Genomic DNA, 24,999 nt, shown 5'->3' with positions numbered 1-24,999 from the left:
AGGTGGACTGGTCGGCGGGTGCGGTGGAGTTGCTGACCGAGGCTCGCGACTGGCCCGATACCGGCCGACCTCGCCGTGCTGCTGTGTCCTCCTTCGGCGTGAGTGGGACCAACGCGCACCTGATCCTCGAACAGGTTCCTGTGGAGCAGTCCGCAGTGCCGATGCCTGGGGAGTCGGGGCTGGTGGGAACCGATGGGGGAGTGGTGCCGCTGGTCCTGTCAGCGCGTGGTGCGGCTGGACTGGCGGGGCAGGCGGACAGGTTGGGGTCGTTCCTGTCCGCACACACCGACCTCGACCTGGCCGAGGTCGCTCGGTCGCTGGTGTCGACGCGGGGTGCGCTGTCCGATCGGGCCGTGATCGTGGCGGGGAGTCGGAATGAGGCTCTGACAAGTCTCAACGCCCTCGCGCTGGGCCATTCCGCGGCAGGCGTGGTGACAGGCTCGGCACGGGACCCGAACGCAGCCGGCCGGGTGGTGTTCGTGTTTCCGGGGCAGGGCGCTCAGTGGGCCGGAATGGGCGCGGATCTGCTGGAGTCGTCGTCGGTGTTCGCGACCCGGTTCGATGAGTGTGCCCGTGTGCTGGACCCGCTGACAGGTTGGTCCTTGAGGGATGTGGCACACGGGGCGGAGCAGGCTCCGTCGCTGGATGCCGTTGATGTCGTGCAACCGTTGTCGTGGGCGGTGATGGTCTCACTGGCTGCGGTGTGGCAGGCCGCGGGCGTGGTGCCCGACGCTGTGGTGGGTCATTCACAAGGTGAGATCGCCGCAGCGTGTGTGGCTGGTGGATTGTCGCTGGACGATGCGGCTCGGGTGGTGGTGCTCCGCAGTCGTGCGATCGCGGCGGGTCTGTCGGGGCATGGCGGCATGGTGTCCGTCGCCTGTGATGTGCGGCGGGCGCGGGAGCTGCTCGCGGCCTGGCCGGATCGTGTGGAGGTCGCGGCGGTCAACGGTCGCGCGTCGGTAGTGGTCGCGGGCGACCCGGATGCTCTGAGCGAGCTGCTGGCTGTGTGTGAGACGGAGGGCGTGCGGGCGCGGCGGATCCCGGTGGACTACGCCTCGCATTCGGCACACGTGGAGGCGATCGAGCAAAACCTGATGGACACTCTGGTGGGAATCAGGCCCCAGCCGGGTTCTGTCCCGTTCTACTCCACGGTGACCGGTGGTCTGCTGGACATGGCCGCTCTGGATGCGGCGTACTGGTACCGGAACCTGCGTCAGACAGTCCAGTTCGCCCCGGTCATCCGCTCCTTGGCAGCCGGCGGGCACGGCGTGTTCGTCGAGGTCAGCTCCCACCCCGTCCTGGCTCCGGCTATTGAGGAGACCGTGGAGGGGGCAGCCGCAGGTCCCGTAGTGGTGATCGGGACGTTGCGTCGTGAGGAAAACGGTCCGCGTCGAGTACTGGAGGCGCTGGGCCGACTGCATGCCCATGGTGTCGCGGTTGATTGGCCGGCCGTGGTCGGGCGCGGTGCCGGACGGCCGATGGAGCTGCCGACATATGCCTTCCAGCAGGATCACTTCTGGCTGGCAGGCGGGGCGGGCACCAATGACGCCAGCGCCCTCGGTCTGGGCGTGGTGGATCATCCCCTTCTGGGGGCGGTGACCTCGTTGCCCGGTTCCGGAGGTGTCCTGTTCGCTTCCCGCTGGTCCCGGCGTACCCACCCCTGGCTCTCCGATCATGCTGCCGGCACGGAACTGGTTTCTGCCGAGGCGTTTGTCGAGGTGCTGCTGCGTGCGGCTGATGAGGTCGGCTGCGGGCTGCTCGCTGAACTCGACGTCGAGGTCCCCTTGCGGCTACCTCAGCACGGTGGCGTACGAGTGCACATCGAGATCGGCGAACCGGACGAGTCCGGTGAACGCCGGGCCCATGTGTACTCCCGGTGCGAGGACGCGGCTGAGCAGGAGGGCTGGACCCGCCACATCACGGCCCTCATCGCCCCCGACAGCAGCCTGCCCGACTTCGAGCTGACTCAATGGCCACCGCAGGGCAGCACGGCGGTGGATGTACCCGGTCATGAGGGGCTGGACGCGGTCTGGACACGGGGCGGGGAGATTTTCGCGGAAGTCTCCTTGCCCGAGGAATCAGCGGAATCCGGCAAGTTCTGTCTGCATCCCGTACTGCTCGAAGCCGCAGCGGGTGCACGGTCCTCGACCGAACCGGCCGCGGAGTACTCAGCGCCGGAACTCCGAACCCTGTGGCGGCACGTACGCCTGCACGCTACCGGCGCCTCGATGCTGCGCGTGCACGTGCTGCCGGGCGCCTCTGGCACCTTCGGTCTGCGTCTTGCCGACGCGGCGGGAGCTCCGGTCGCGTCGGTGGCAGCGATTACGGTCCGCTCGGCCTCACCAGAGGAGCTCAGCGCCGTTCCGGGATCGCGTGGGTGGCGAGATTCCTTGTTCCGGATGGAATGGTCGGAGTCGGCGGTGTCGTCTTCGGGTGATTCTGCCGAGGTCCGGTGTGTGTCCACAGGTGCCGATCTGGCGGCGCTGGTGTCGGCAGGGACGCCGACGGCTGTGGTGGTGGCCGACCTGACGGACCTGTCGGGCGGGCTTCGGCCGGTCCTGGCGCGGGCGTTGGAGCTGGTGCGGGCGTGGTTGGCGGAACCGGCGCTGGACGGCATCCGGCTGGTGGTGATGACCCCGGATGTCAGCGATCCGGTGGCTGCCGCGGTGTGGGGCCTGGTGCGTTCGGCGCAGGCTGAGCATCCGGACCGGTTCGTCCTGGTGAGTACGGATGGCACGGACGAGGGTACGGAGGCGCCTCGGCGTATGCCTGTGGGCGTACTGGCGGATGTGCACGCATCCGGCGAGCCGCAGGTCGCACTCCGATCGGGCGCGGTCCTCGTCCCGCGTCTCGCTCGTGTCGCCGATACAGACCGGGCTTCCACCGGCCGTCGTCTCGACCCTGATGGCACCGTGCTGATAACCGGTGGTACCGGTGCGCTTGGTGCGCTGGTGGCCCGGCATCTGGTCGTCGAGCACAAGATCCGGAGTCTGGTCCTGGTAAGTCGTCGGGGCCCGGGCGCCCCGGGGGCCGCCGATCTCGACGCAGAGCTGACTGCCCTGGGTGCCCGCGTGCGCATTGTCGCCTGCGACATCGCAGACCGAGAGGCGGCCGGGGAACTGATCGCCTCTGTACCGCAGGACGCGCCGCTCACTGCTGTGGTGCACACGGCCGGTGTGTTCGACGACGGCGTGGTCACGGCCCTTACACCGGAGCGGCTTGACGCGGTTCTCCGCCAGAAGGCGGACGCGGCGCTGGTCCTGGACGAGCTGACCCGCCACCTGGACGTGGCGGCCTTCGTCCTGTTCTCTTCCGCCGCCGGAACTTTCGGCAACCCCGGCCAGGGAAACCTGGCTGCCTCGAACGCGTATCTTGACGCGCTGGCGGTACTACGCCGGGCTGCCGGGCTACCCGCCACATCTGTTGCCTGGGGGGTGTGGGACCAGACCGGCATCAGCGGGGACCTGGGCGTGGCCGATCAGCGGAGGATGGCCCGGTGGGGCCTGGTCGCACACTCCGCCCAGGAGGGTCTGGAGCTGTTCGACGCGGCGCTGCGGGCAGACGACGCGGTGCTCGTGGCCGCGAGGCTGGACTTCGCCGGGCTGCGCGCCCAGGCCGCCTCCGAGCCCGTACACCCACTGCTGCGCCGCCTCGTGCGGGCCGGCCGTCGCGCAGCTCAGCGGGCACCCTCCCGCGAGGGCAGCCTCGCCGGACAGCTGGCTGCCACGCCCCCGGTTCAGCGGGAGCAGATCCTGCTGGATCTGGTGCGGCGCGAGGTCGCCGCGGTCCTCGGCTATTCGACACCACGCAAGGTCGACCCCGACCGGGCCTTCCAGGACGTCGGGTTCACCTCGGTGCTGGCCGTCGAACTCCGTAACCGACTCGCCGGGCTCGCAGGGATCCGGCTCCCGGCATCGATCGCCTTCGACCATCCCACACCGCGGCGCATGATGCGCCATCTGCTCGCGGAACTGTGCCCCGAGGAGGGCAGCGAGTCGGCGGATCGGGAGGATGAGATCCGGAGTGCCCTGGCGACCACACCTCTGTCCCGGTTCCGTGAGCTTGGGCTCATGGAGCAGATCCTGCACCTGGTGGCGCATCCCAGTGGTGAAAGTGCCGCAGCACCGGACACCGCCGAACCGAAGCAGGACGCCGAGCCGCTGATCGCGGAGATGGACGTCGACAACCTTGTGAAGCGGGCGATGGAAAAGGCCCGGAAGCTGTAGCGGACGCACGCCGGAACAGGGAGATAAGCAGTGGCCAGTTCAGAGAGCCAGGTCGTCGAAGCACTGCGCGCTTTACTGATGGAGAACGAACGGCTGGAGAACGAGGTCCAGAGCATCCGCGACAGCCTCACCGAGCCGATCGCCATCGTCGGCATGGCGTGCCGGTTCCCCGGGGGAGTGTCGTCGCCGGAAGAGTTGTGGGAATTGATCGCGGACGGCCGTTCCGCGGTCGAGGGGTTCCCCACCAACCGGGGCTGGGACCTGGAGAACCTGTACGACCCGGACCTCGACCGGCCCGGCACGACGTACGTACGGGAGGGCGCGTTCCTACACGACGCGGGCGAGTTCGACGCCGGCTTCTTCGGCATCTCCCAAAGCGAGACGATGGTCATGGACCCACAGCAGCGCCTGATGCTGGAGACATCTTGGGAGGCGTTCGAACGGGCGGGCATCGCCCCGGCTGCTATGCGGGGCAAGAACGTCGGCGTGTTCGCCGGTATGGCCGCCGGGCAGGAATACGGGACCGCTTTCCACAGCATCCCCGACGAGCTCGAGGGCTACGTGATGACCGGCGGTCTGGCGAGCGTCCTTTCGGGACGGGTCTCCTATACGTTCGGATTCGAAGGGCCGGCAGTCACGATCGACACGGCCTGCTCCTCCTCCCTGGTGGCCCTGCACATGGCAGCGCAGTCCCTGCGTTCGGGCGAGTCGTCGCTGGCGCTGGTCGGAGGCACCAACGTGATGGCCACGCCCGCTGCCTTCGTGCTGACCGCGCGTGCACGAGGCCTGGCGAAGGACGGCCGGTGCAAGGCGTTCGCGGCATCCGCGGATGGAACGAACTGGGCCGAGGGCGTGGGCGTCCTGCTGCTGGAGCGACTTTCCGATGCCGTCCGCAACGGCCGTGAGGTCCTCGCCGTCGTACGGGCCACCGCGGTGAACCAGGATGGCGCGTCCAACGGACTCGCCGCGCCCAACGGGCCCTCGCAGCAGCGGGTGATCCGCCAGGCACTCGCGGCCGGCGGCCTGTCGCCGGCCGACGTCGACATCGTCGAGGCGCACGGCACCGGAACCGCCCTCGGCGACCCCATCGAGGCACAGGCGCTCCTCACCACCTATGGTCAGAACCGTGCCCCCGGACTGCCGCTGTGGCTCGGTTCGGTGAAGTCGAACCTTGGACACGCGGGCGCTGCGGCGGGCGTCGCCGGTGTGATCAAGATGGTGATGGCGATGCGGCATGGTGTGCTGCCGCAGACACTGCATGTGGACGAGCCGACGCCCGAGGTCGACTGGTCTGCCGAAGCGGTCGAGCTGCTGACCGAGGCGCACGAGTGGCCCGAGGTCGGCCGTCCTCGCCGTGCGGGGGTCTCCGGCTTCGGCGCCAGCGGCACCAACGCACACGTCATCCTGGAGCAGGCGACCGAGCCGACATCCGGGAACCTGCCCGACGAGAAGGCACGCGTGCTGGGCGACTCGGTTGTGCCGCTGGTCGTCTCGGCCCGTGGCAAGGCGGGTCTTGCCGGCCAGGCTCGCCGTCTCGGCTCGTTCCTGACACAGCGTCAAGAAACAGACGTGCTCGACGTGGGCCAGTCGCTGGTGCGGAGCCGGGGTCCACTCCCGGACCGTGCGGTCGTGCTCGCCGCGGACCGGGACGAGGCGCTGGCCGGACTCGACGCTGTGGCCCGCGCCGAGTCCGCGCCCGGTGTGGTCACGGGATGTGCCGAGAGCACAGTGGGCCGGACCGTCCTCGTGTTCCCCGGCCAGGGCACACAGTGGGCGGGAATGGGAGCGGAACTGCTCGAAGCCTCACCTGTGTTCGCAACCAGGATGACCGAGTGCGCCGAGGTGCTCGACCCGCTCACCGGCTGGTCGCTGCTCGATGTGGTACGGCAGGTGGAGGGCGCCCGGTCTCTTGAAGACGTCGACGTCCTGCAGCCGGTGTCGTGGGCACTGATGGTGTCGCTGGCCGCGTTGTGGGAGGCGTGCGGGGTCGTCCCGGACGCGGTCGTGGGTCATTCCCTGGGCGAGATCGCCGCCGCCTGCCATGCCGGTGCGCTGTCCCTTCCCGACGCCGCCCGCCTCATGGTTCACCGGTCCAGGATTGCCGAAGCCGAGCTGGTGGGACGCGGAGGCATGGCGTCCCTCACCGCCGATGTCAAGGCCGTCTCCGTGCTGATCGAGGAGTGGCCGGGTCTGGAGATCGCCGCGGTCAACGGACCCGCCTCCGTGGTCGTGACCGGTGAACTGCCTTCCCTGGAAGAGCTGCTCGCCCGATGCGAAGCCGACGGCATCCGCGCCCGCAGGATTCGCGGCATCAACGGCGCCGCACACTCCTCACAGATCGACGTGCTGCACGACTCTTTCCTGGAGGCCCTCGCCTCGGTCTCCGCCGGGCCTTCGCGCGTACCGCTGTACTCCACGGTGACCGGGCGACTCCATGACACCACGGAGTTCGACGTCGAGCACTGGTTCCGCAACATGCGGCAGACCGTGCAGTTCGACCCGGCCATCCGGTCCCTGGTCGGCGACGGGCACGGCGTGTTCATCGAGGTCAGTGCTCATCCTGTGCTGACGTCGAGCGTCCAGGACGTGCTGGAGGACCTCGATGCCGGACCGGCTGTCGTCACCGGGACGCTGCGCCGCGACGACGGCGGCCCGCGCCGGTTCCTCGCCTCGCTGGCCCACCTGTACGCCCACGGCGTACGGGTCAACTGGGAAGCCGTCCTCGGTCGCGGCAGGGAACGGCCCGTAGACCTGCCGACGTACGCCTTTCAGCGCCAACGGTACTGGCTGGAGACGGCAGAGTCCCATGGGGACGCACCAGGCCTCGGTCTGGAGGTAGCGAACCATCCCCTGCTCGGCGCGGTTACCGAGATCCCCGGCTCGGACGGCGTGCTGTTCACTTCCCGGCTGTCGCTGCGCACACACCCCTGGCTCGCCGACCACGCGGGCGCCGGAGTCGTCCTCTTGCCGGGAGCGGCCTTCGTGGAACTCGCAGTCCGTGCCGCGGACGAGGTCGGCTGCGGGTTGGTCGGCGAACTGGTCATCGAGCGCCCCCTGGTGCTGCCCGAGAGCGGCGGCGTCCAGGTACGCGTGTGGGCCGGCGAGCCCGACGAGTCCGGCCACCGTACCGTCCAGATTCACTCCCGCCGGGAGGAAGCCGGCTCGCGAGGGAGCTGGACCCGTCATGTCTCCGGGCGCTTGGTGCCGGAGGACGGACGGGCCGAGTTCGACCTCACCCAGTGGCCGCCGCCCGGCGCCACCGCGGTCGACCCGGACGCGTTCGCCCACGCGTACGACCACTTGGCAGAGGCGGGATACCACTATGGTCCAGCCTTTCAGGGACTGCGTGCGGCTTGGACCCGTGGCGAGGAGGTGTTCGCCGAGGTCTCACTGCCGGAGTCAGCGGGCAAGGCCGATGAGTACGGGCTGCACCCCGCCCTGCTGGACGCGGCCATGCACTCCAGTCTCTTCCGCCCCGATCTGAGCGACGAGAGCCCGAAGCTGGCCCTGCCGTTCGTCTGGCGCGACGTCCGGCTGCACGCCGACGGAGCCTCGGCACTGCGGGTGCGCCTCACCCCGCTCGCTCCCGACACGATCCGCCTCCACCTGGCCGACACCTCCGGCTCACCCGTGGCTTCCGTCGACTCGATGGTCCTGCGCCCCGTGGTCCCGGAACTGCTGCGCGTCGGCTCAGGCGCGGCCAAGGACCAGATGTTCCGGGTGGCCTGGGAGCCCATCTCCGTCAGGAGCGTGGACGACGAGCTGAACGCCGAACGCGTGACGACTGCCGAGGACGTCCGTGCCGTGGCCGCGACGGCCCCGCGTGTGCTCCTGCTCGATGTGGCCGGCGATGGACGTACGGACCCCGACGCGGCCCGGGACCTCAGCGGGCGGGTGCTGGAGGCCGTCCAGGCGTGGCTGGCAGAACTCGCCTTCCAGGACACTGTTCTCCTCGCTCTCACACACTCCGGGGCGGTCGTCCGGGATGGGGACCCGGCTCCCGATCTCGCCGTTGCGACGGCCGCCGGCCTGCTGCGTGCGGTGCAGTCCGAGAACGTGGGCCGCGTCATCCTGGTCGACACGGACGGCACGGAGGCGTCAGCCCGGCGCCTGCCCGATGTGCTCGCGACCGGGGAACCGCAGGTGGCACTTCGGTCAGGCTCGGTGGCGGTGCCGAGGCTCGTCAGGGCCTCGCCCGCCGAGGCTCAGGGCCGTCCGCTGAACCCCGGGGGTACGGTTCTGATCACCGGCGGTACGGGTTCGCTGGGTCGCCTGGCGGCCGGGCACCTGGTGACCGAGCACAAGATCAGGAGTCTGCTCCTGGTGAGCCGGCAAGGACCGGACGCACCGGGCGCGGCCGAGCTGGAGGCCGAACTCACGGGACTCGGCGCGCACGTCCGGATCGTCGCGTGCGACGTCTCCGATCGGGACTCCGTGGCCGCGCTGCTGGCCTCTGTTCCCCACGACGCCCCTCTCACCGGCGTGATCCACGCAGCCGGTGTGCTGGATGACGGTGTGGTCACCTCCCTGACGCCCGAACGGCTCGACACGGTGCTCCGTCCCAAGGCCGACGCGGCACAGATCCTGGACGAACTCACGCGCGATCTCGACCTTGCCGTCTTCGTCCTGTACTCCTCTATCGCGGGGATCTTCGGTTCAGCGGGCCAGAGCAGCTATGCCGCCGCGAACTCCTTCCTCGACGCGCTCGCTGAACGCCGTCGCGCTTGCGGATTGCCGGCGACCTCACTGGTGTGGGGATGGTGGGGCAAGGTGTCCGACATAGTAGACAAGCTCGCCGAGGTCGACCTGAAGCGCTTCGACCGGCTCAACATGATCGAGTTCACCGCACAAGAGGGCATGGAGCTGTTCGACCTCGCGCTGTCCGATAGCAGCGCTGCCTTGGTCCTGGCGAAGATGGACCTGCAAGCAATGCGGGACCGGACTGACGCCGCGTCTGTCGCCCCACTGCTGCGCGGCCTCATCCGCGTGGGTCGGCGGGCGGCCAGTGACGGGGCGCCCGGGGTCGGCGGGCTGGCCGGGCGGCTGGCCGGGGTGTCCCCCGGCCAACGAGGGAAGATCTTGGCCGAACTGGTCCAGGGCGAGGTCGCCGCGATCCTCGGCTACCTTTCGCGGGACGAGATCGGATCGGACCTTTCCTTCTTCGACATCGGGTTCGACTCGTTGACCGCCGTCGAGCTCGCGAACCGGCTGTCGGCGCTGACCGACCTCCGCATCCCGTCCACCTTCGCCTTCGACTGCCCCACGGTGGACCTGGCTGCCGAGGCGCTGCTGGAGCGCCTCGAACTCCACGCGGACTAGCCGGAACCTTCGCGTATAGGTGCGGAGCTGGACCAGAGCCAATGTAAACGTTGTTTCCCTCCCGGATGAAGTGGAGTTCGGCGTGTTCGTCAAAAAGGATTATCTGCAGCGCATAGGTTACGAAGGATCCGGCATTCCGAACCTTCACACCCTGGCGGAACTTCAGTGGCTGCATCTCTGCAGTCTCCCCTACGACACCGGATACATTCTGCATCAGCCGTACGAGGATTTTGACATGCCGCGCGTATTCGAAGCGGTGATGAAACGGGGCGGAGTCTGTTTCGAGTTGAATTTCCTCTTCCATCGTCTCCTTGTCGAGATGGGATTCGATGCGCACGTGAATTCCGCCAGCACGGCTCTACCTGGCGGCCAGTGGGGTTCCGAGATCGAGCACATGGCTATCCGTGTCCGTATAGACGACGTGGATTGGCTCGTCGACGTCGGGCATGGAAGCGTGGCCATCACGGAGCCCCTGCGCATCGATGAACAGGGGGGAAGCGTGGTTCAGATGGGCACGGAGTTCCGCTTGGCCACGCGGGGTGAGTGGCGCGTCCTTCAATACAAGCCCAAGGGCAGGGATTGGCGTGACGCATATCGGATGAAAATTAAAGATCGTGCCATTTCCGATTGGAATACGTGGCGGGAAGAACTGCCGCCCGACGCGGACCCTGTGGTGCCGCGGAAGCGGCGACGCGGTGTGGAGAACGGGCAGGTGACCCTCGTCGCCAATCTCTTCAGGTCCATCATCGGGGGCCAGGAGACGGTGAAGCACGTACGTGATGAAGCAGAGCTGATCGAGATAATGACTACTTACTGGGGAGAGTCCGCACCTATCGTCGGGTACGAACGATGACATTGTCGCTGCCGTCGGCCTGGCCTACGACACCCCCCGCTCTTCATCAAGAGGAGGCATGAATGTACGAGCGTCAGTCCGTCTTCGCCGACATCCAGGATCCGCTGTGGCCACCCACCGCCGTCCGGCCGTCCGCCGAAGCCATCGAGAGATATCGGCGGGAGGGCCAGTGGCGCGCTGAGCACTTCCTGACGGATCTGCATCGGCACCGCCGGGAGCGGCCGAGCGAGATCGCCGTCATCGGCTATCGCGCGGACGGCACCACCGAGACGTTGTCGTGGTCGCGGTATGCCGATCAGGTCGAGCAGTTCGCGTCGGCGTTGCGCGCGCTCGGTGTGGGGCCGGGCCAGGTCGTCGCCGTCCAGTTGCCGAACTGGTGGGAGACCAGCGCGCTGATCCTGGCCGTCATGCGTACCGGTGCGGTGGTCGCCCCGGTCACCGCGGCGCTGCGCGGCCGGGAGCTGGAGAAGGTGCTGGCTCAGCTGCGCGTCACGGTCGTGGTGACGGTCGGGGAATGGTACGGCTACGACTGTGCCGGAGCGCTTGCCGAGATGGCGGAACGCCTGCCGCACCTGCGGCATCGGGTGGTCGCCGGTCGCGATGCCGGTGGTGGCGAGATGGATTTTCAAGACCATTTCCAGCGTACGCCGTGGGGGCGGCAGTACCCGATGCCACTGGACGAACCGGTGGATCCCGACCAGGTGGCTCTGGTGCTGTTCACCGCCGGGACGACGGGGGAGCCGAAGGGTGTGCTGCACACCTCCAACACGATGTCGGCCGCGGCCGGCGCGATCGTCGGCGAGGAGCGGATCAGCGGCTCGGACGCGTCCTACACGCCGCACAGTCTGACGAGCATCCTCAGCATCACCGTCTCTCTCGTGTCTCCTCTGCTCAGCGGTAGCCGGGCGGTGCTGTTCGACAAGTGGGCGCCCGGCCGGATCGCGGAGATCGTCGCGGAGGCGCGGGTGAGCATCATCACCGCCGCCGCGTCGTTCATCGACGTGATCGTGCGGTCCGCGGTCGCCGCCGGCAACGACACGTCGTCGCTGCGGTATCTGTTCTCGGAGGGCGCGCCGATCCCGCCGAAGCTGGTCCGGGAGGTGTACGAGGAGCTGGGCGTGCCTTTGCGGGCCACGTACGGCATGACCGAGCTGCCGATCGGGACCTGGACGCGCCCGAGCGACCCGCCGGACTGGGCCGCCCACAGTGACGGGCGTCCCGGGCCGGCTGTGGAGATCGACCTGCGCGCCGACGGCGAGGTCAGCAAGGCGAACCCGGCCGTGCTGTATGTGCGTGGCGCCGGGGTCTGTGTGGCGTTCGTCGGCCTGGACACCGGCGCGGTCGAGATTCTCTGCGACCGCGACGACGGCTGGCTCGACACCGGCGACCTGGTCGTGCCGGACGGCCGCGGCGGGATCCGGCACGTCGGCCGGGTCGCGGACCGCATCGGCGACGGCTTCATGATCCCGGTCGTCGACGTCGAGGCCCAGGTGCTCGAGCACCCGGCCGTCGCGGCCGTCGCGATCGTCGGCTACTTCGACGCGGTCGGCAAGGAGACCGGATGCGCGGTCATCGTCGCCGCCGGCCCGCCCCCGACGCTCGAACAGCTCCGCACGCACCTCACGGCCCAGGGCATGACCGAGGCTTACCAGCCGACGCGCCTCGAGGTCGTACCGGTGCTGCCGCGCAACGCCAACGGCAAAGTCCTCAAGCGTGAGCTCCGGTGGCGGGTGCAGGAACAGTTCGGTCACCCCGTCTAGCCCCAACGCCGCTCGGTTAGTTGCGGGCGGTGTCGAGTGCGGTGGTGAAGCTGGCCCGGTCGGGGGCGAGGCCGGGTTGGCTGTCGGTGGCGTCGGTCATGACGGTGCGCAGGATTTGGTAGGTGATCAGGAGAGCGTCGATGACCCGCACCCGGACGGTGCCGATGGCAAAGAGGCCAGGACCCGTCGTGCTAGCGGCTGTCGACCAAAGCGGAGTTCCTGGTCTCGAGGCCAGCGTTCGGCTGGAGTTTCCGGCTCCCGGTGAGGCGGTTGTCGACCGAGGACAGAAGCCTGACCGGGAGCCTCGCTGTTCCGCCGTCCGCGGTCGCTATCGTCTCCCCGCCGGAACGCCCGCACCCATGCCGGCCCGCAGGTCGTCCACCAGGACCGCTGCGGCCCCCGGTCCCGAGGCCGCCCCGTACACGTGGTAGTCCGGGCGGATCAATACTGCTTCGGCCCCGTGGCGTGTGAGAAAGGCACGGTAGACGCCGCCCACGTCGGCCACCGCCATGTTCTGGGGCGTCCCGTCCCCGGGGAGCAGGGTCACCACGTGCGTGCCCAGGCTCGTCAGGAATGCCGATTGCTCTGCGTCGAGGCCGGTATCCGCGCCCTCTGTCAGCAGCAGGACGAAGCCGCGGCCGACCACGTCGTCGAACAGGCCGGTGCCCCTGAGACCACGTACCAGGCCCTGAGGGACCGTCTCGCCGGCCGGGGACACAGGCGAACCGTCCGTACCGCGTCGAAGGAGCCCCGCCGTCAGGGGCCGCGACAAGTCCGGGACCGTCGGACCGCGGCCACCGCGCCTCGCCAGAATCGTGGCATCACGGTCGGCTGCGGCCACGGGGTCCGTCACGCAGATCATCCGGCCCAGCTGGACCGAGGACAGAATCGACTCGCGCACCTGCGCTCGGCGTTCCTCCGGGTAGGTGTCGACAGCGGACTCCGGGGCGATGCCCCCAAGCACCAGGTCCAGTTTCCACGCGAGGTTGACGACGTCGCGGATGCCCGAGCACATGCCCTGCCCGGCGTACGGCGGCATCAGATGGGCCGCGTCTCCGGCCACCAGGACCCGGCCTACTCGCCAACGCTCAGCCAACTGGGATCGGAAGATGTAGGTGATGCTGCGCAACAGCGTCGCGGTGTCGGGGGTCACCCCGTGCGGGGCGAGGAGTCGCCAGGCAGTCTCCGTCCGGTTGAGATCCGCGGCCCGCTCGCCGGGCAGCCGCATGAACTCCCAGCGCCGATGCCCGGGACCGCTACCGACCAAGGTGGTCGGCCTGGCCGGGTCGCAGATCTGAATGTTGGTCGGGACGAACTCACTCGGCTCGTGCAGCTTCACGTCGCACAGCAGCCACTCGTAGGAGAATCCGAGGTCGGTGACCGGCACGTCCAGGTGATCACGGACAAAGCTGTTGGCGCCGTCGCAGCCCACTACCCACCGCGCGGTGTACGTGTGGGTCGCGCCGTCCTCGTCTTCGGCCGTCACCGTGACCCGGTCGTCTCGCTCCTCGATTCCCACGACCTGGCGGCCCCGCACCACCGTCGCACCGGGCAACGCGGCCGCCCGCTCGGCCAGTAGTTCCTCGAGGGTGGGCTGGTGCATGGTATTGGCGTCAGGCCACCCGTACGGGCCCTGCGCGCGAAAGGCGACGTCGAGGAGGATCTCACCGTCGGCCGAGCGCCACTGGTATCCGGTGGCGGGCTCGCTGACCCGGCTGAGGTCCGGGCCTATCCCGCAGCCGGCGAGCAGGCGCGCGGTCTCGCCGTCGAAGCTGGTCGCCCGGGGCAGGGTGTAGGGGCGTCGACGCCGTTCCAGGATCATGGTCTGCCGGCCGCGCTGGGCCAGCAGGACCCCTAGCGTGGCGCCGACCGGTCCGTCGCCGACGACGATCACATCTGCGTCCGTCTCGGGGCCCGCGCAGGCGGGCGGCTTGTGCGGTGACGTCTCGGGCACGGGGGACCCTTCATCGCAGGGTGGCTGGGGAAGGCGCAACTGCCGTACTGGGAACGGCGCAAGACTAACCACGCGTACCGGCGTTCGTGCCGCTCGAGGGGCTCGACTATCAATTCTGGGGATACCGGGTGTCTCCGGCGCGAACCTAGGCTTCCGATACCGCCTCACCAACCGCGAGGAGCTCGTCCGGTATGACTCAAGCAACGGCGCACTTCGAAGAATGGGTGAGTGTCTCGCACCCCGCGCCGCAGAGCGCCGTGCGGCTTGCCTGCCTGCCGTACGCGGGCGGCTCCGCAAGCTTTTTCTTCCCGGTGGCCAAGGCACTGCACCCGTCGGTGGAGGTGCTGGCCCTGCAGTACCCGGGTCGGCAGAATCGATTCCACGAGCCGAGGATCGACAACATCCCCGAATTCGCGGACCAGATATTCGCCGCGTTGCGGCATTTGGACGACAAACCCCTCGCACTGTTCGGCCACAGCATGGGTGCCGTCCTCGCGTACGAGGTGGCACTGCGCATGCAGGACGCCGGGATGCCCGCGCCGGTACGGGTTTTCGCGTCAGGTCGCAGGGCGCCGTCCCGCTATCGCGATGAGCGGATACATACGGCGCCCGACCCTGAATTCCTGGCCGAGATGAGGGCGCTCGGCGGCACCGACGAGACGCTGCTCGGTGACCCGGAAGTTCTCGCGATGATCCTGCCGGCCATCCGTAGCGACTACACCGCCATTGAGCGGTACCAGCACGAGCCCGGCCGCCGCCTTGACTGCCCGCTGACCGTGCTCACCGGGGACAGCGACCCTCGGGTCTCCCGGGAGGAGGCCGAGGCCTGGGCGGAGCACACCACCGCGACGAGTGAGACGAAGGTCTTCCGGGGCGGCCACTTCTTCCTCGCTGACCGCGCGGCCGAGGTCATCGATCTGGTGGCCCGCGCCCTGCGACACGTAACCGGCGCGTCCCGATGACGGGTCCCCGGAGCGGCCAGACACCGTCAACAAGATCACGACAACGTGCTTCGCGATCACGGACCCGTGCGTCGGGAGGACCCCGCGCCAACAGGAGACAGACATGAGCAGCTTGTCCCGAGCCGTGCTGGACGGCGCGTCCGCCAAGGAGATCGAGGCCGCCCCGGTACCCGCCACCTACCTGGCCCTGCATCTGCGGGCTGAGGACACCGAGATGTTCAAGGGGGTGGCCGACAAGGACGTCCGCAAGTCGCTGCGTCTCGGCCAGGTTCCCATGCCGGAGTTGGCGCCCGACGAGGTCCTCGTCGCGGTGATGGCCAGCTCCATCAACTACAACACGGTCTGGTCGGCCATGTTCGAGCCGATCCCGACCTTCCACTTCCTCAGGCAGAACGCCCGGCAGGGCGGCTGGGCGGCACGCCACGACCAGCCCTACCACGTGCTCGGCTCCGACTGCTCCGCCGTCGTGGTACGCGTCGGCACCGGCGTACGGCGCTGGAAGCCGGGCGACCACGTCATCGTCCACCCCGTACACGTCGACGACCAGGAGCCCGCCACTCACGGTGACGGCATGCTCGGCTCCGAACAACGGGCCTGGGGATTCGAGACCAACTTCGGCGCCCTGGCCGAGTACGGGATCGCCCGGTCCACCCAACTGCTGCCCAAGCCCGCCCACCTGACGTGGGAGGAGGCCGCGGTCAACCCCCTGTGTGCGGCAACCGCCTACCGGATGCTCGTCAGCGACCGCGGAGCCCACATGAAGCAGGGCGACATCGTCCTGATCTGGGGCGCCTCCGGGGGCCTCGGCTCGTACGCCATCCAGTTGGTCAAGAACGGCGGCGGCATCCCGGTGGCTGTCGTCAGCACCGCGCAGAAGGAGGCGGCGGTGCGCGCCCTCGGCTGCGACTTGGTGATCAACCGCACCGAGCTGGGCATCACCGACGACATGGCCGATGACCCCCGGCTCGTCGTCGAGACCGGCAGGAAGCTCGCCAAGCTCGTCGTCGAGAAGGCCGGCCGGGAACCTGACATCGTGTTCGAGCACACCGGCCGCGTCACCTTCGGGCTCTCCGTGATCGTGGCACGACGCGGCGGCACCGTGGTGACCTGCGGATCCAGCTCCGGCTACCTGCACACCTTCGACAACCGATACCTGTGGATGAAGCTCAAGAAGATCGTCGGCAGCCACGGAGCCAACTACGAGGAGCAGCAGGCCACCAACCGGCTGTTCGAGAGCGGCGCCGTCGTCCCGGCCATGTCGGCCGTCTATCCGCTCGCCGCGGGCGCCGACGCGTGCCGGATCGTCCAGACCAGCCGGCAGGTGGGCAAAGTCGCGGTGCTCTGCTTGGCACCGGAACCCGGGCTCGGGGTGACCGACCCCGAGCTGCGCGGCCGGATCGGGGAGGACCGGCTCAACCCGCTGCGCGGTCTCACCGCCGGCCCCGATTCCAGGGAGCTCTGAAACGTGACCACGGCCCGGCCGGTACGACATGTCGGCTTCCGCACTCTTCCCGATGCCCTGTGGCACCGTGGCGAGCGGCAGCCAGACAGAACCGCTTATGTCTTTCTGAAGGACGGCGAGGACGCCACGGAGTCGCTGACCTACGGGGAACTCCACGAGGCGGCGTGTCGCCGGGCCACGACGTTCAGCGCCGCGGGGCTCACAGGCCGCAACGCTGTCCTCATGTATCCCTCGGGCCTGGAGTTCGTGCGGACGTTGCTCGGCTGCATGTACGGCCGGGTGGCGGGCGCCCCGGCCCAGCCGCCACGTCGTCGCGCCGAGGTGGAGCGGCTACGCCGTATCGCTGACGACGCCGGCACCTCGACCGTCCTGACCACGACCGACGTCATCCGCGACCTGCGCGAGCGCTTCGCCGACCTGCCCGCCCTCGACGGGCTCGACTTGGTGGCCACCGATGATCCGGGCGCGCTCCACACAGGAGACCCCAGTACGCCGGAACGCTTGCCTGACCCCCAGGACATCGCGCTGCTCCAGTACACGTCCGGTTCCACCGGGCACCCCAAGGGCGTCATGGTCAGCCACGCGAACTTTCTCGCCAACGTGGTCGAAACCGATGAACTCTGGCCGTGCGAGCCCCGCGGAACCGTGGTGAACTGGCTTCCGCTCTTCCACGACATGGGGATGCTGTTCGGTGTCGTCCTGCCGCTGTGGGCGGGCATTCCCTCGTACTTGATGGCCCCTGAGTCCTTCATCCGCCGACCCGCACGCTGGCTGGAGGCGCTATCCAGGTTCGGCGGCACCCACTCGGCCGCACCGAGCTTCGCCTACGAACTGTGCGTGCGGGCCGCGGAAAGCGGCTTGACCGCAGGCGTGGGCGACCTGTCGAGCTGGCGAGTGGCCGTCAACGGCGCCGAGCCCGTGCGGTGGAGCGTGGTCCGGGCCTTCACTGACACGTTCGCCCCTCATGGCTTCGACCCGATGGCCATGTGTCCCGCCTACGGGCTCGCGGAAAACACCCTCAAGGCCACCGGCACCCGGGCGGACCGTGAGCCCATGGTGCTGTGGCTGTCCGCCGAAGCACTCCGGGAGGGCAGGGCGCAACCCGTCGGGGAACGCACCGACAGTGCCGTCCCGGCGGTCGGCAGCGGACGTGATGTCGCCGGCACTCACGTGCGTATCGTGGACCCCGTCACCCGGCGGCCCCGCGCGCCGGGCCAGGTGGGGGAGATCTGGATCTCCGGACCGTGCGTCGCGGACGGCTACTGGGGCCGCCCCGCCGTCAGCGAGGAAACCTTCCGTGCCCGCGTCGCCGATGACCCCGATGACGCCGCCCCGCACCTGCGCACCGGCGACCTCGGCTTCCTGTATGACGGCGACCTGTACGTCACCGGGCGGATGAAGGACGTCATCATCCGTAGGGGCCGCAACCACTACCCGCAGGACATCGAACTGTCCGCCGAGCGCGCCGTGCCGGGGCTGCAACCCAACTCTGCGGCCACCTTCTCGCTCGACGACGGGGAGCGCGAACGACTGGTGGTGGTCGTCGAGGCCGGCGGACGGGTCCTGGGCGCCCTGGGCGCCGATGGTCTGCGCGAGCGCGTGCGCGAAGCGGTACGGGCGGAACAGCGGATCACACCGGACGACATCGTCGTCGTACGCCGCGGCAAGCTGCCGAAGACCTCCAGCGGCAAGGTGCAGCGGCGGGCATGTCGCTCGCTCTACCAGGACGGTGGACTGGCCCGCCTGGTCCCGTCCGGCTGGGAGGCGTGATGGCGCGTCTTCGCACAGCCGTGGGTCCTGCCCATGCGAGGATCCTGGGCGCCGGCGCGTACCGGCCGTCGCGGGTCGTGACCAACGACGAGATCTGCGCGCGCGTCGATTCGAGCGACGAGTGGATCCGCCGCCGCTCCGGCATCGTCACACGGCACTTCGCCGGCTCCGACGAGTCAGTCGTCACGATGGGGACGGAAGCGGCCCGCAAGGCGCTGGCCCAGGCCGGTACCGACCCGGGCGACGTGGACCTCGTCCTGCTGGCCACGACGTCCTTTCTGGAGCAGTTGCCGGCCGCGGCCCCGCGTATCGCCCACCTGCTGGGGACCCACGCGGCGGCCATGGACGTCGGCGCGGCCTGTTCGGGCTTCTCCTACGGTCTGGCGCTGGCTGGTTCCGTCGTCCGCTCGGGCGAGGCCCGGTTCGTCGTGGTCATCGGCTCGGAGCGGATGAGCGACATCGTCGATTCGGCGGACCGGGGCAGCGCCTTCCTCTTCGGTGACGGCGCCGGTGCCGTCGTCGTGGGCCCGTCCGACACACCCGGCCTCGGCCCGATCGTCTGGGCGTCCGACGGAAACCAGCACCGGATGATCGCCCACGACCGCTCCTGGCTGGACACCCGTGACGGGTCCGGACCGTGGCCGACCCTGAGGATGGCCGGTCCGGAGGTGTTCCGCTGGGCGACCCGCACGGTCCCGGAGATCTCCCGGCAGGCGCTCGACGCGGCGGGGCTCGATGTCGCGGACCTCGCCGCCTTCATCCCCCACCAGGCCAACGCCCGGATCGTGGACGCCGTCGCCAGGTCGCTGGGCCTCGCCCCGCACACCGCGGTGGCCAGGGACGTCGTACGGGCGGGGAACACCTCGGCAGCCTCGATCCCGCTGGCCATGGACGCCCTGCTGGCCCAGGGCGGGCTTTCCCGCGGCGATCCGGCGCTGCTCGTGGGCTTCGGCGCGGGACTCACCTGCGCCGCCCAGGTAGTGGCCCTGCCTTGACGCTTCCTCGTGGCGACATCGGTAACCGATGTATTTTCAAGACCTTGGACGCGAGGAGGGCATGTGGAACGCGGCGAGGTTTGGTCGGCTCAGTTCGACGAGGAACGACCTGTCGTGCTGCTCCAGGGAGGCGCAGGGCCGGAATTCCCGGCCATGCAGATCGTCGAACCGCTTACCTCGGCGCAGAAGATCGGATTCGTCTGGATGTCCGGCGAGGAAGCCGCCGATGCCGATGAGCGACGCCGGATCGTCGAGGAGTCCGGGCCTGAAGCGGTCATCGGCATCGAGGTCTTCTTCGGAGCCGAGGAGGGCCTCGCGGAGAGCGGCGTGGTCCGAGTGGTGCTGCCCAGGGCCGGGAAAGTCTTCTGCACCTGGAGGACGACCCTCAGCGAGGGGTCGCTGACCAAGCGGATCGGTGCTCTGTCCCCGGCCAAACAACACGAGCTGGACATCGCCCTGGCACTCGCCGGCGATCAGTGATCACGTCTCATGCTGACTGCCACGTGTGGGAGATCCGGGACGCCTACGAGTACCACGAGTACGACGACCCGGACTGGTCCCGGCGGTTCCGTACCTTCCTGCACGGCCGGGCCTGGACGCACGCCGAGGGCGCCAAGGCGCTGTTCGACCACGCGGCGGGCTGGCTGCGCCGCAACCGGGTGCTGCTGCCGGGGGTGAGCGTGCTGGCCCGGTACGCGCTGAGGTCGAAGGCGCCGCAGCTGGACCAGGCGTCGCGCACGCTCGCGCGGGCGGCGGTCGAGGAGGTCGCCCCGCGCGCCGCCGTGCTGAGCGCCGCGGCCACCGCGGTGACCCGCCTCCACCCCGGCCCCCGGCCCCCGGTGCCCTGCGCCCGCTGTGCGACCCGGGCGCACCGGAGCTGGACGGAGACGACGACGGCGGGCAGGAGCGAGTATCAGGAGCCGATCGGATCAATCCGTGACGGGCAGGCACTCGGCGAGCAGGGCGACGATGTCACGCCAGGCTCGCTGTGCGTGCCGTGGGTGGTAGCCGACGCCGGGAGGCGCGGTGTGGTCGACCGGTGGGTGGTGGAAGGCGTGAAGGGCTCCTCCGTAGACCACGAGGCGCCAGTCGACGCCCGCGGCCTGCATCTCGGTGGTGCATGCGTCCCGTTGGGCGGGCGGCATGATCGGGTCTTCCGACCCGACCCCGGCCCATACCGGGCAGCGAATGCGTGCCGCCTCGCCCGGTCGGCCCGTGGTTCGGCACGCAACACGCCGAGCGCTGCGTGGCCAATGCCTCGCATCCGGTCGGGGTCGGCGAGCAGCGGCATGCAACGGGCCAACATTTCCTCTGGGTCTTCCCCATAGCGTCCGCCGTGGAGGTCGAAGGCCAGCGCCACGTACCCCAGCTCGGCCAGAGCCTCGGCCCGGCGGCGCTCGACATCGCTGAGCCCCATCCCCTCGGGTCCGATCAGGACTGCGGGCCGGCGCTCGGCACCGGCCGGGAGCGCGAGGTATCCGATCATCGTCAGGTTGTCGGCCGGGTATTCGACCGTACGGGTTGTGACCGTCGTCATGCGACTGGACGGTAATGACCGTTGCGCCCGCTCGGGGTGGTGTTCACCGATGGCAGACAGCAGTCTGTCCCTCCCCGGCGAGCTGCTGCCCACGGTGAAGCTCATGGTGCAGACCCTCGCCGCCGCCGGCGAACTCCAGCGCGACCTCCAACGGGAGCTGACGTACGACGGGCTGCGGGCCGCCGAGGCCAAGGGGAGCAAAGGCGGGTGCTGCCCCGCCGTGACGGTCGACAGGACCGAGGCCGTGCGCGCCGCGTACCTGGAAGGCCGGTCCATCGCCGCCCTCGCCCGCGACCACGGCGTCAGCCGCGGCGCGATCCGGACGGCCGTCGCCGACGTCCGAGGTGCACGGTGGGGACGGCGCAGCGCAAGTCCCGCCGCGAGTACGAGAACCGCGTCAGACCCTCTCCGTCCGGCTAACACGCCGTCCCGCCCCGGACCTTTCCCTGCCGGGCTCCGTCCCGAACCGTTGACGTCTTCTGGGGGCCGCGGGATTGTGGTGGCTCCTGTTTGCTTGTGTTCGAAGTTTCGGACTTCGGGAGGCGGCCATGCGTGGCGTGTCAGCACCGGGCGAGTCGTACGGACGCAGGAGATTCCTCAGCGGAGCGGCCGCCGTCGGCGGGGCGGCGGCGCTGGCCGGGTGGTCCCGCCCGGCGGCCGCCGCACCGGCGGCGACCTGGGAAGACGTGATCAACGGCTCCTTCGGGAGCTACGGCGCCTTCGAGGCGGTGTGGAACTACCTCTACCCCTGGGGCTCCGACCACAACGGGAGCGCCCGGATGTACGGCAGCCCCACCGACCACAACCACATCACCCTCGCCTCCGGGGTGCTCACCCTGAAGGCCACCCGCATCACCTGGGACGAGGGCACCAGCGGCTCGGACCCGCATCTGCCGATCCGCTACCACTCGGGCGCGGTGCACGCGAAGAACCAGATCGTGGTGACCGACCAGTTCCCCGACTACGAGGTCAAGGGCGAGTTCCAGGCGCCGAGCGCGGCCGGGACCTGGCCCGCCTTCTGGCTGACCGGGGTCAACAGCTGGCCGCCGGAGAGCGACATCCTGGAGTTCAAGGGCAACTCCAACAACTGGTTCAACACCTTCCGCAGCTCCTCGGACGTGTCCAGCACGATCGTCGGTGTGTCCGGGCCCGGGAACTGGCACACCTACCGCGCCTGGATCACCAAGGTGAACGCCACCGACGTGGACATCCACTACTACCTGGACGGCACCTGGAAGGCGGTCCACCGCGGCGCCGGATTCGTCGGCAAGCCGCTGTGGCTCATCATCAACCTTCAGATGGAGGGCTCCTCGGGCTCCTCCGGTCCGGGCGGCGACACGTACTACCGGGCGCGCAACGTGTACGTCGGCCGGAACCGCACCCGCTGACGGGCCGCCGTCCGCGGGTGACGCGCTATCCGTGGGTCTGGAGCACCGCGTCGCCGCGGTCGGGGGTGGTGCGCCTTCTGGCCGGGTGACGGGGCCGGGGGATCCGGCGGGTCAGCCGGGGCGGAGCCTCCGGGACCTCCGGGGCCTTGGGGCCGGGCGGCCGGTCGTCGGGGCCGTCGGTCTCCGGCGGCCGCACGGAGCCCGCCCCGGTCTCCGTGCTGTGCACCGTCAGCATCACCAGCCCCGCGCTCGCCACCAGCGCCGCGAGCACCGCCAGCAGCGTGCCCGGCGTCCCGTGCTGGAAGTGCTCGCCCAGCGCGGTGATGCCGACCGCCGTCGCCACCACGGGGTTGACCACCGTGGCCGTCGCGAGCGGCGAGGCCAGACCGGCCCCGTGGTACGACGCCTGGGACAGCAGCACCCCGCTCCCGGCCAGCACTCCGATCATGACGAGGCTGGGCAGGACGTCGGCCCACGAGCCCCACATGCCCTCGACGGCCACGTTCTTGACGAACACCGAGGAGACACCGAAGGACGTCCCCGCGGCGGTGGCCAGCACCACCCCGCGCAGCCCGCCCGGCCGCAGCCAGCGCGCGACCAGCGTCAGCGCCGCGATGGCGGAGAGCGTGACCACGGCCAGGGTGATCCGCTCCCCGTCCGCCAGCGCCTGGGACCGGGACGAGCCGGTCAGCGAGAGCAGCCCGGCCAGCCCCGCGGTGGCCAGCAGCGCGCCCCGCCACCCGGCCGCGCCGACAGGGCGCCGGACGAACACCGCCGCCATCGGCAGCGCGAAGACAATGGTGAGGGCGCCCAGCGGCTGCACCACGCTCAGCGGTCCGTAGGCCAGCGCGATCACATGGAGGACCGCCCCGGACCCGTTCAGGGTCACCGCGGTCCACCAGCTCGCGCGCCGCAGCGGGCCGGTGGCGTGAAGCGGCGTCGTCGCCGCGACATGCTCCTGGAGGATGGCCCCGGCGGCGTAGCACACCGATGAGACCAGTGCCAGCAGCACGGAGAGCGCGAGCGAGGTCACGTCGAGGCCCCCTGGGCCGATCCGTCATCGTCCATGCCCTCATCCTTGACGGTCGGTACCCGCTCCGTCGTCGTCCTTGAGCACAGACTTTCTCCTACTACTTGCGTAGTACTGCCCGCCACCACTTCGCCTTCGCGGCGGCTGTGCGGGCCCGCTGCAGCAGTTCGTTCTGCGGCTGGGCGGGCCGGTAGACGGTGAGTGCCCCGGGCCGCTTGTCGATCAGCAGCGCCTCCGCGGGCTCCGCCGCGATCTCGCCGTCGTAGGCGCGGGTGTCCAGGGCGTGCAGCCCGGACAGCCGCAGCTGCCGCATCCGGCGGGTCGTATAGACGCGCGAGCGCCCCAGCGTGCCGGTGAGCGCCGAGAACAGCAGCCGGGTCCGGGCCAGCGGCTGGTCCCCGTCGATGGCCCGGACGTCGAGCAGCCCGTCGTCCAGCTGCTCGCGGTAGGTGGGCGCGAACCCCTCGGGGGAGTAGCCGCCGTTGCCGACGAACAGCACCCACAGCCGCCGCGGGTGCCCGTTGACCTCGATCTCCATGGGGGTGGCCGTGCGCAGCACCCGGCCGAGCGCGACGGCGGCGGCGGGCCACTTGCCGAGCCGGCCCTCCAGGCTTTCCCGGATCCGCACCAGCTCGGGATAGAAGCCGAGGCTGAAGGTGTTGACGAAGTGGCTGCTGCCCTCTCCCGGGGCGCCTCCGGCGATGGGGGTGGCCCGGGCGAGGTCCACGGCGACCGCGTCGCCCTCGGTCACGGCGTGCGCGGTGTCCTCGAAGTTCGGTACGCCGATGTCCAGCGCGAAGTGGTCGAGGGTGCCGCCGGGGAAGACCGCGAGCGGCAGCCCGCGCTCGGAGGCCAGCGCGGCCGCCGCGTTGACGCTGCCGTCCCCGCCGCAGATCCCCAGCGCCCCGGCCCGTTCGGTGGCCCGGCGGGCGGCCTGGCCGAGCACCGTCATGAAGTCGTCCTCGGGTCCGCACTCCATGATCTCGGCCGCGGGCAGCAGCAGTTCCAGCTGCTCGGCGTCGGTGAACCCGCCCGCGGCCGCGCCCGCACTGTGGTTGACGACCACGACCAGCCCCTCGCCCTTGGGCATGGCGGGCGCCGAGACCCGCGGCCGGGCCTGCGCCGGGACCTCCGGGCGCGGGGGCCACCAGCGGCAGGTGAGCGCGGCGGCCCCGGCCCCCAGAGCGATCCCGGCCACCACATCGCTGGGGTAGTGGACGCCCACATAGACCCGGGAGGCGGCGACGGCGGCGGCCAGCGGGGCGACCAGGGTGCCGTACCGGGACGACTCGATGGCGACCCCGGTCGCGAAGGCGGCCGCGGAGGCGGAGTGCCCGGAGGGGAAGGAACTGGTCCAGGGCTGCCTGCGCAGCCGCCGGACCAGCGGTACGGCGTCCACCACCGGGCGGCGGCGCTCCACGGTCCACTTCACCACCATGTTCGACGCCAGCGAGGCGGCCGCGAGCGAGCCGATGCCCCGCAGCGCCGCCCGCCGCGCGGTGCGCCCGCCCACCGTCGCGAGCACGGCCGCCGTGCCGAACCACAGCTTGCCGTGGTCGGCGCTCCGGCTCAGCCGGGGCAGGAGGGGATGAGCGCCTCGCAGCCGACTGGCCGCGACCCGTGCGAACAGCTGCCGGTCGATGTCACTGATGGGTCCCATGCACCCATGGGTAACCCGGAATGGCCACGGCACGCCTCACCGGCGCGCGATGTGATCCATCCCGCCCGGGGCGTGCGCCGTCC

Annotated in this window: 14 protein-coding genes and 2 pseudogenes; 11 read left to right on the top strand and 5 right to left on the bottom strand. The window is 70.0% G+C overall.

The features are described 5' to 3' along the window. The first annotated feature begins 23 nt into the window (after positions 1–23). The 4 genes from ACZ6CL_RS37915 (at position 24) to ACZ6CL_RS37900 (ending at position 12,158) form a co-directional block, all read left to right on the top strand. Positions 24–4,226 (top strand): SDR family NAD(P)-dependent oxidoreductase, encoded by a 4,203-nt coding sequence (locus ACZ6CL_RS37915; protein ID WP_468944821.1) that lies wholly within the window; start codon positions 24–26, stop codon positions 4,224–4,226. Between the two features lie 30 nt (positions 4,227–4,256). Beyond that, a complete protein-coding gene (locus tag ACZ6CL_RS37910; protein ID WP_468944819.1) occupies positions 4,257–9,545 on the top strand; it encodes a type I polyketide synthase in 5,289 nt (1,762 codons plus the stop codon). A gap of 82 nt (positions 9,546–9,627) precedes the next feature. Next, on the top strand, positions 9,628–10,398 hold the full coding sequence (locus ACZ6CL_RS37905) for an arylamine N-acetyltransferase family protein (RefSeq protein ID WP_468944816.1): 771 nt from the start codon (positions 9,628–9,630) through the stop codon (positions 10,396–10,398). A gap of 62 nt (positions 10,399–10,460) precedes the next feature. Then, positions 10,461–12,158 (top strand): AMP-binding protein, encoded by a 1,698-nt coding sequence (locus tag ACZ6CL_RS37900; protein ID WP_468944814.1) that lies wholly within the window; start codon positions 10,461–10,463, stop codon positions 12,156–12,158. 16 nt (positions 12,159–12,174) lie between these two features. On the opposite strand, the gene ACZ6CL_RS37895 is transcribed toward ACZ6CL_RS37900, so the two are convergent. Beyond that, positions 12,175–12,309 (bottom strand): hypothetical protein, encoded by a 135-nt coding sequence (locus ACZ6CL_RS37895; RefSeq protein ID WP_468944811.1) that lies wholly within the window; start codon positions 12,307–12,309, stop codon positions 12,175–12,177. Positions 12,310–12,486: 177 nt separating this feature from the next. Continuing rightward, the gene (gene mhpA / locus ACZ6CL_RS37890; protein ID WP_468944809.1) at positions 12,487–14,112 is read right to left on the bottom strand and encodes a bifunctional 3-(3-hydroxy-phenyl)propionate/3-hydroxycinnamic acid hydroxylase MhpA; all 1,626 of its coding nucleotides are present in this window, start codon (positions 14,110–14,112) and stop codon (positions 12,487–12,489) included. 191 nt (positions 14,113–14,303) lie between these two features. Between mhpA and ACZ6CL_RS37885 the strand changes: the two genes are divergently transcribed. The 6 genes and pseudogenes from ACZ6CL_RS37885 to ACZ6CL_RS37860 all read left to right on the top strand — a co-directional run. Further along, the gene (locus ACZ6CL_RS37885; protein ID WP_468944806.1) at positions 14,304–15,074 is read left to right on the top strand and encodes a thioesterase II family protein; all 771 of its coding nucleotides are present in this window, start codon (positions 14,304–14,306) and stop codon (positions 15,072–15,074) included. Between the two features lie 103 nt (positions 15,075–15,177). Further along, entirely contained in the window at positions 15,178–16,536 is a 1,359-nt protein-coding gene (gene ccrA / locus ACZ6CL_RS37880; RefSeq protein WP_468944804.1) for a crotonyl-CoA carboxylase/reductase, read from the top strand. Between the two features lie 3 nt (positions 16,537–16,539). Beyond that, positions 16,540–18,306 (top strand): fatty acyl-AMP ligase, encoded by a 1,767-nt coding sequence (locus tag ACZ6CL_RS37875; protein WP_468944802.1) that lies wholly within the window; start codon positions 16,540–16,542, stop codon positions 18,304–18,306. After that, positions 18,306–19,301 carry a beta-ketoacyl-ACP synthase III gene (locus tag ACZ6CL_RS37870; RefSeq protein WP_468944800.1) on the top strand — a complete coding sequence of 332 codons (996 nt, stop codon included), beginning with the start codon at positions 18,306–18,308 and terminating at the stop codon, positions 19,299–19,301. Before ACZ6CL_RS37875 ends, ACZ6CL_RS37870 begins: the two co-directional genes overlap by 1 nt. Positions 19,302–19,364: 63 nt before the next feature. After that, complete coding sequence (locus ACZ6CL_RS37865) at positions 19,365–19,781, top strand: type II toxin-antitoxin system PemK/MazF family toxin (protein ID WP_468944798.1); 417 nt, start codon at positions 19,365–19,367, stop codon at positions 19,779–19,781. 20 nt (positions 19,782–19,801) lie between these two features. Continuing rightward, positions 19,802–20,056: pseudogene (locus ACZ6CL_RS37860) on the top strand (DUF4158 domain-containing protein); the annotation flags it as partial. Between the two features lie 174 nt (positions 20,057–20,230). Here ACZ6CL_RS37860 and ACZ6CL_RS37855 read toward each other — a convergent pair. Beyond that, positions 20,231–20,838, bottom strand: a pseudogene (locus ACZ6CL_RS37855) (dienelactone hydrolase family protein). Positions 20,839–21,386: 548 nt separating this feature from the next. Between ACZ6CL_RS37855 and ACZ6CL_RS37850 the strand changes: the two are divergent. Beyond that, positions 21,387–22,226 carry a glycoside hydrolase gene (locus tag ACZ6CL_RS37850; protein ID WP_468944795.1) on the top strand — a complete coding sequence of 280 codons (840 nt, stop codon included), beginning with the start codon at positions 21,387–21,389 and terminating at the stop codon, positions 22,224–22,226. Positions 22,227–22,251: 25 nt separating this feature from the next. Here the strand turns inward: ACZ6CL_RS37850 and ACZ6CL_RS37845 are convergent, their stop codons facing one another. Both ACZ6CL_RS37845 and ACZ6CL_RS37840 read right to left on the bottom strand, forming a co-directional pair. Continuing rightward, positions 22,252–23,259, bottom strand: a complete 1,008-nt coding sequence (locus tag ACZ6CL_RS37845; RefSeq protein WP_468944792.1) for a DMT family transporter — start codon at positions 23,257–23,259, stop codon at positions 22,252–22,254. A 97-nt stretch (positions 23,260–23,356) separates the two neighbouring features. Beyond that, positions 23,357–24,916, bottom strand: a complete 1,560-nt coding sequence (locus ACZ6CL_RS37840; RefSeq protein WP_468944791.1) for a phosphatase PAP2 family protein — start codon at positions 24,914–24,916, stop codon at positions 23,357–23,359. Positions 24,917–24,999: the final 83 nt, after the last annotated feature.

The sequence above is a fragment of the Streptomyces sp. NPDC041200 genome, from assembly GCF_055591805.1.
Note: the sequence above shows the minus strand (reverse complement) of the source record. Positions and strands in the feature narration are given on the sequence as shown.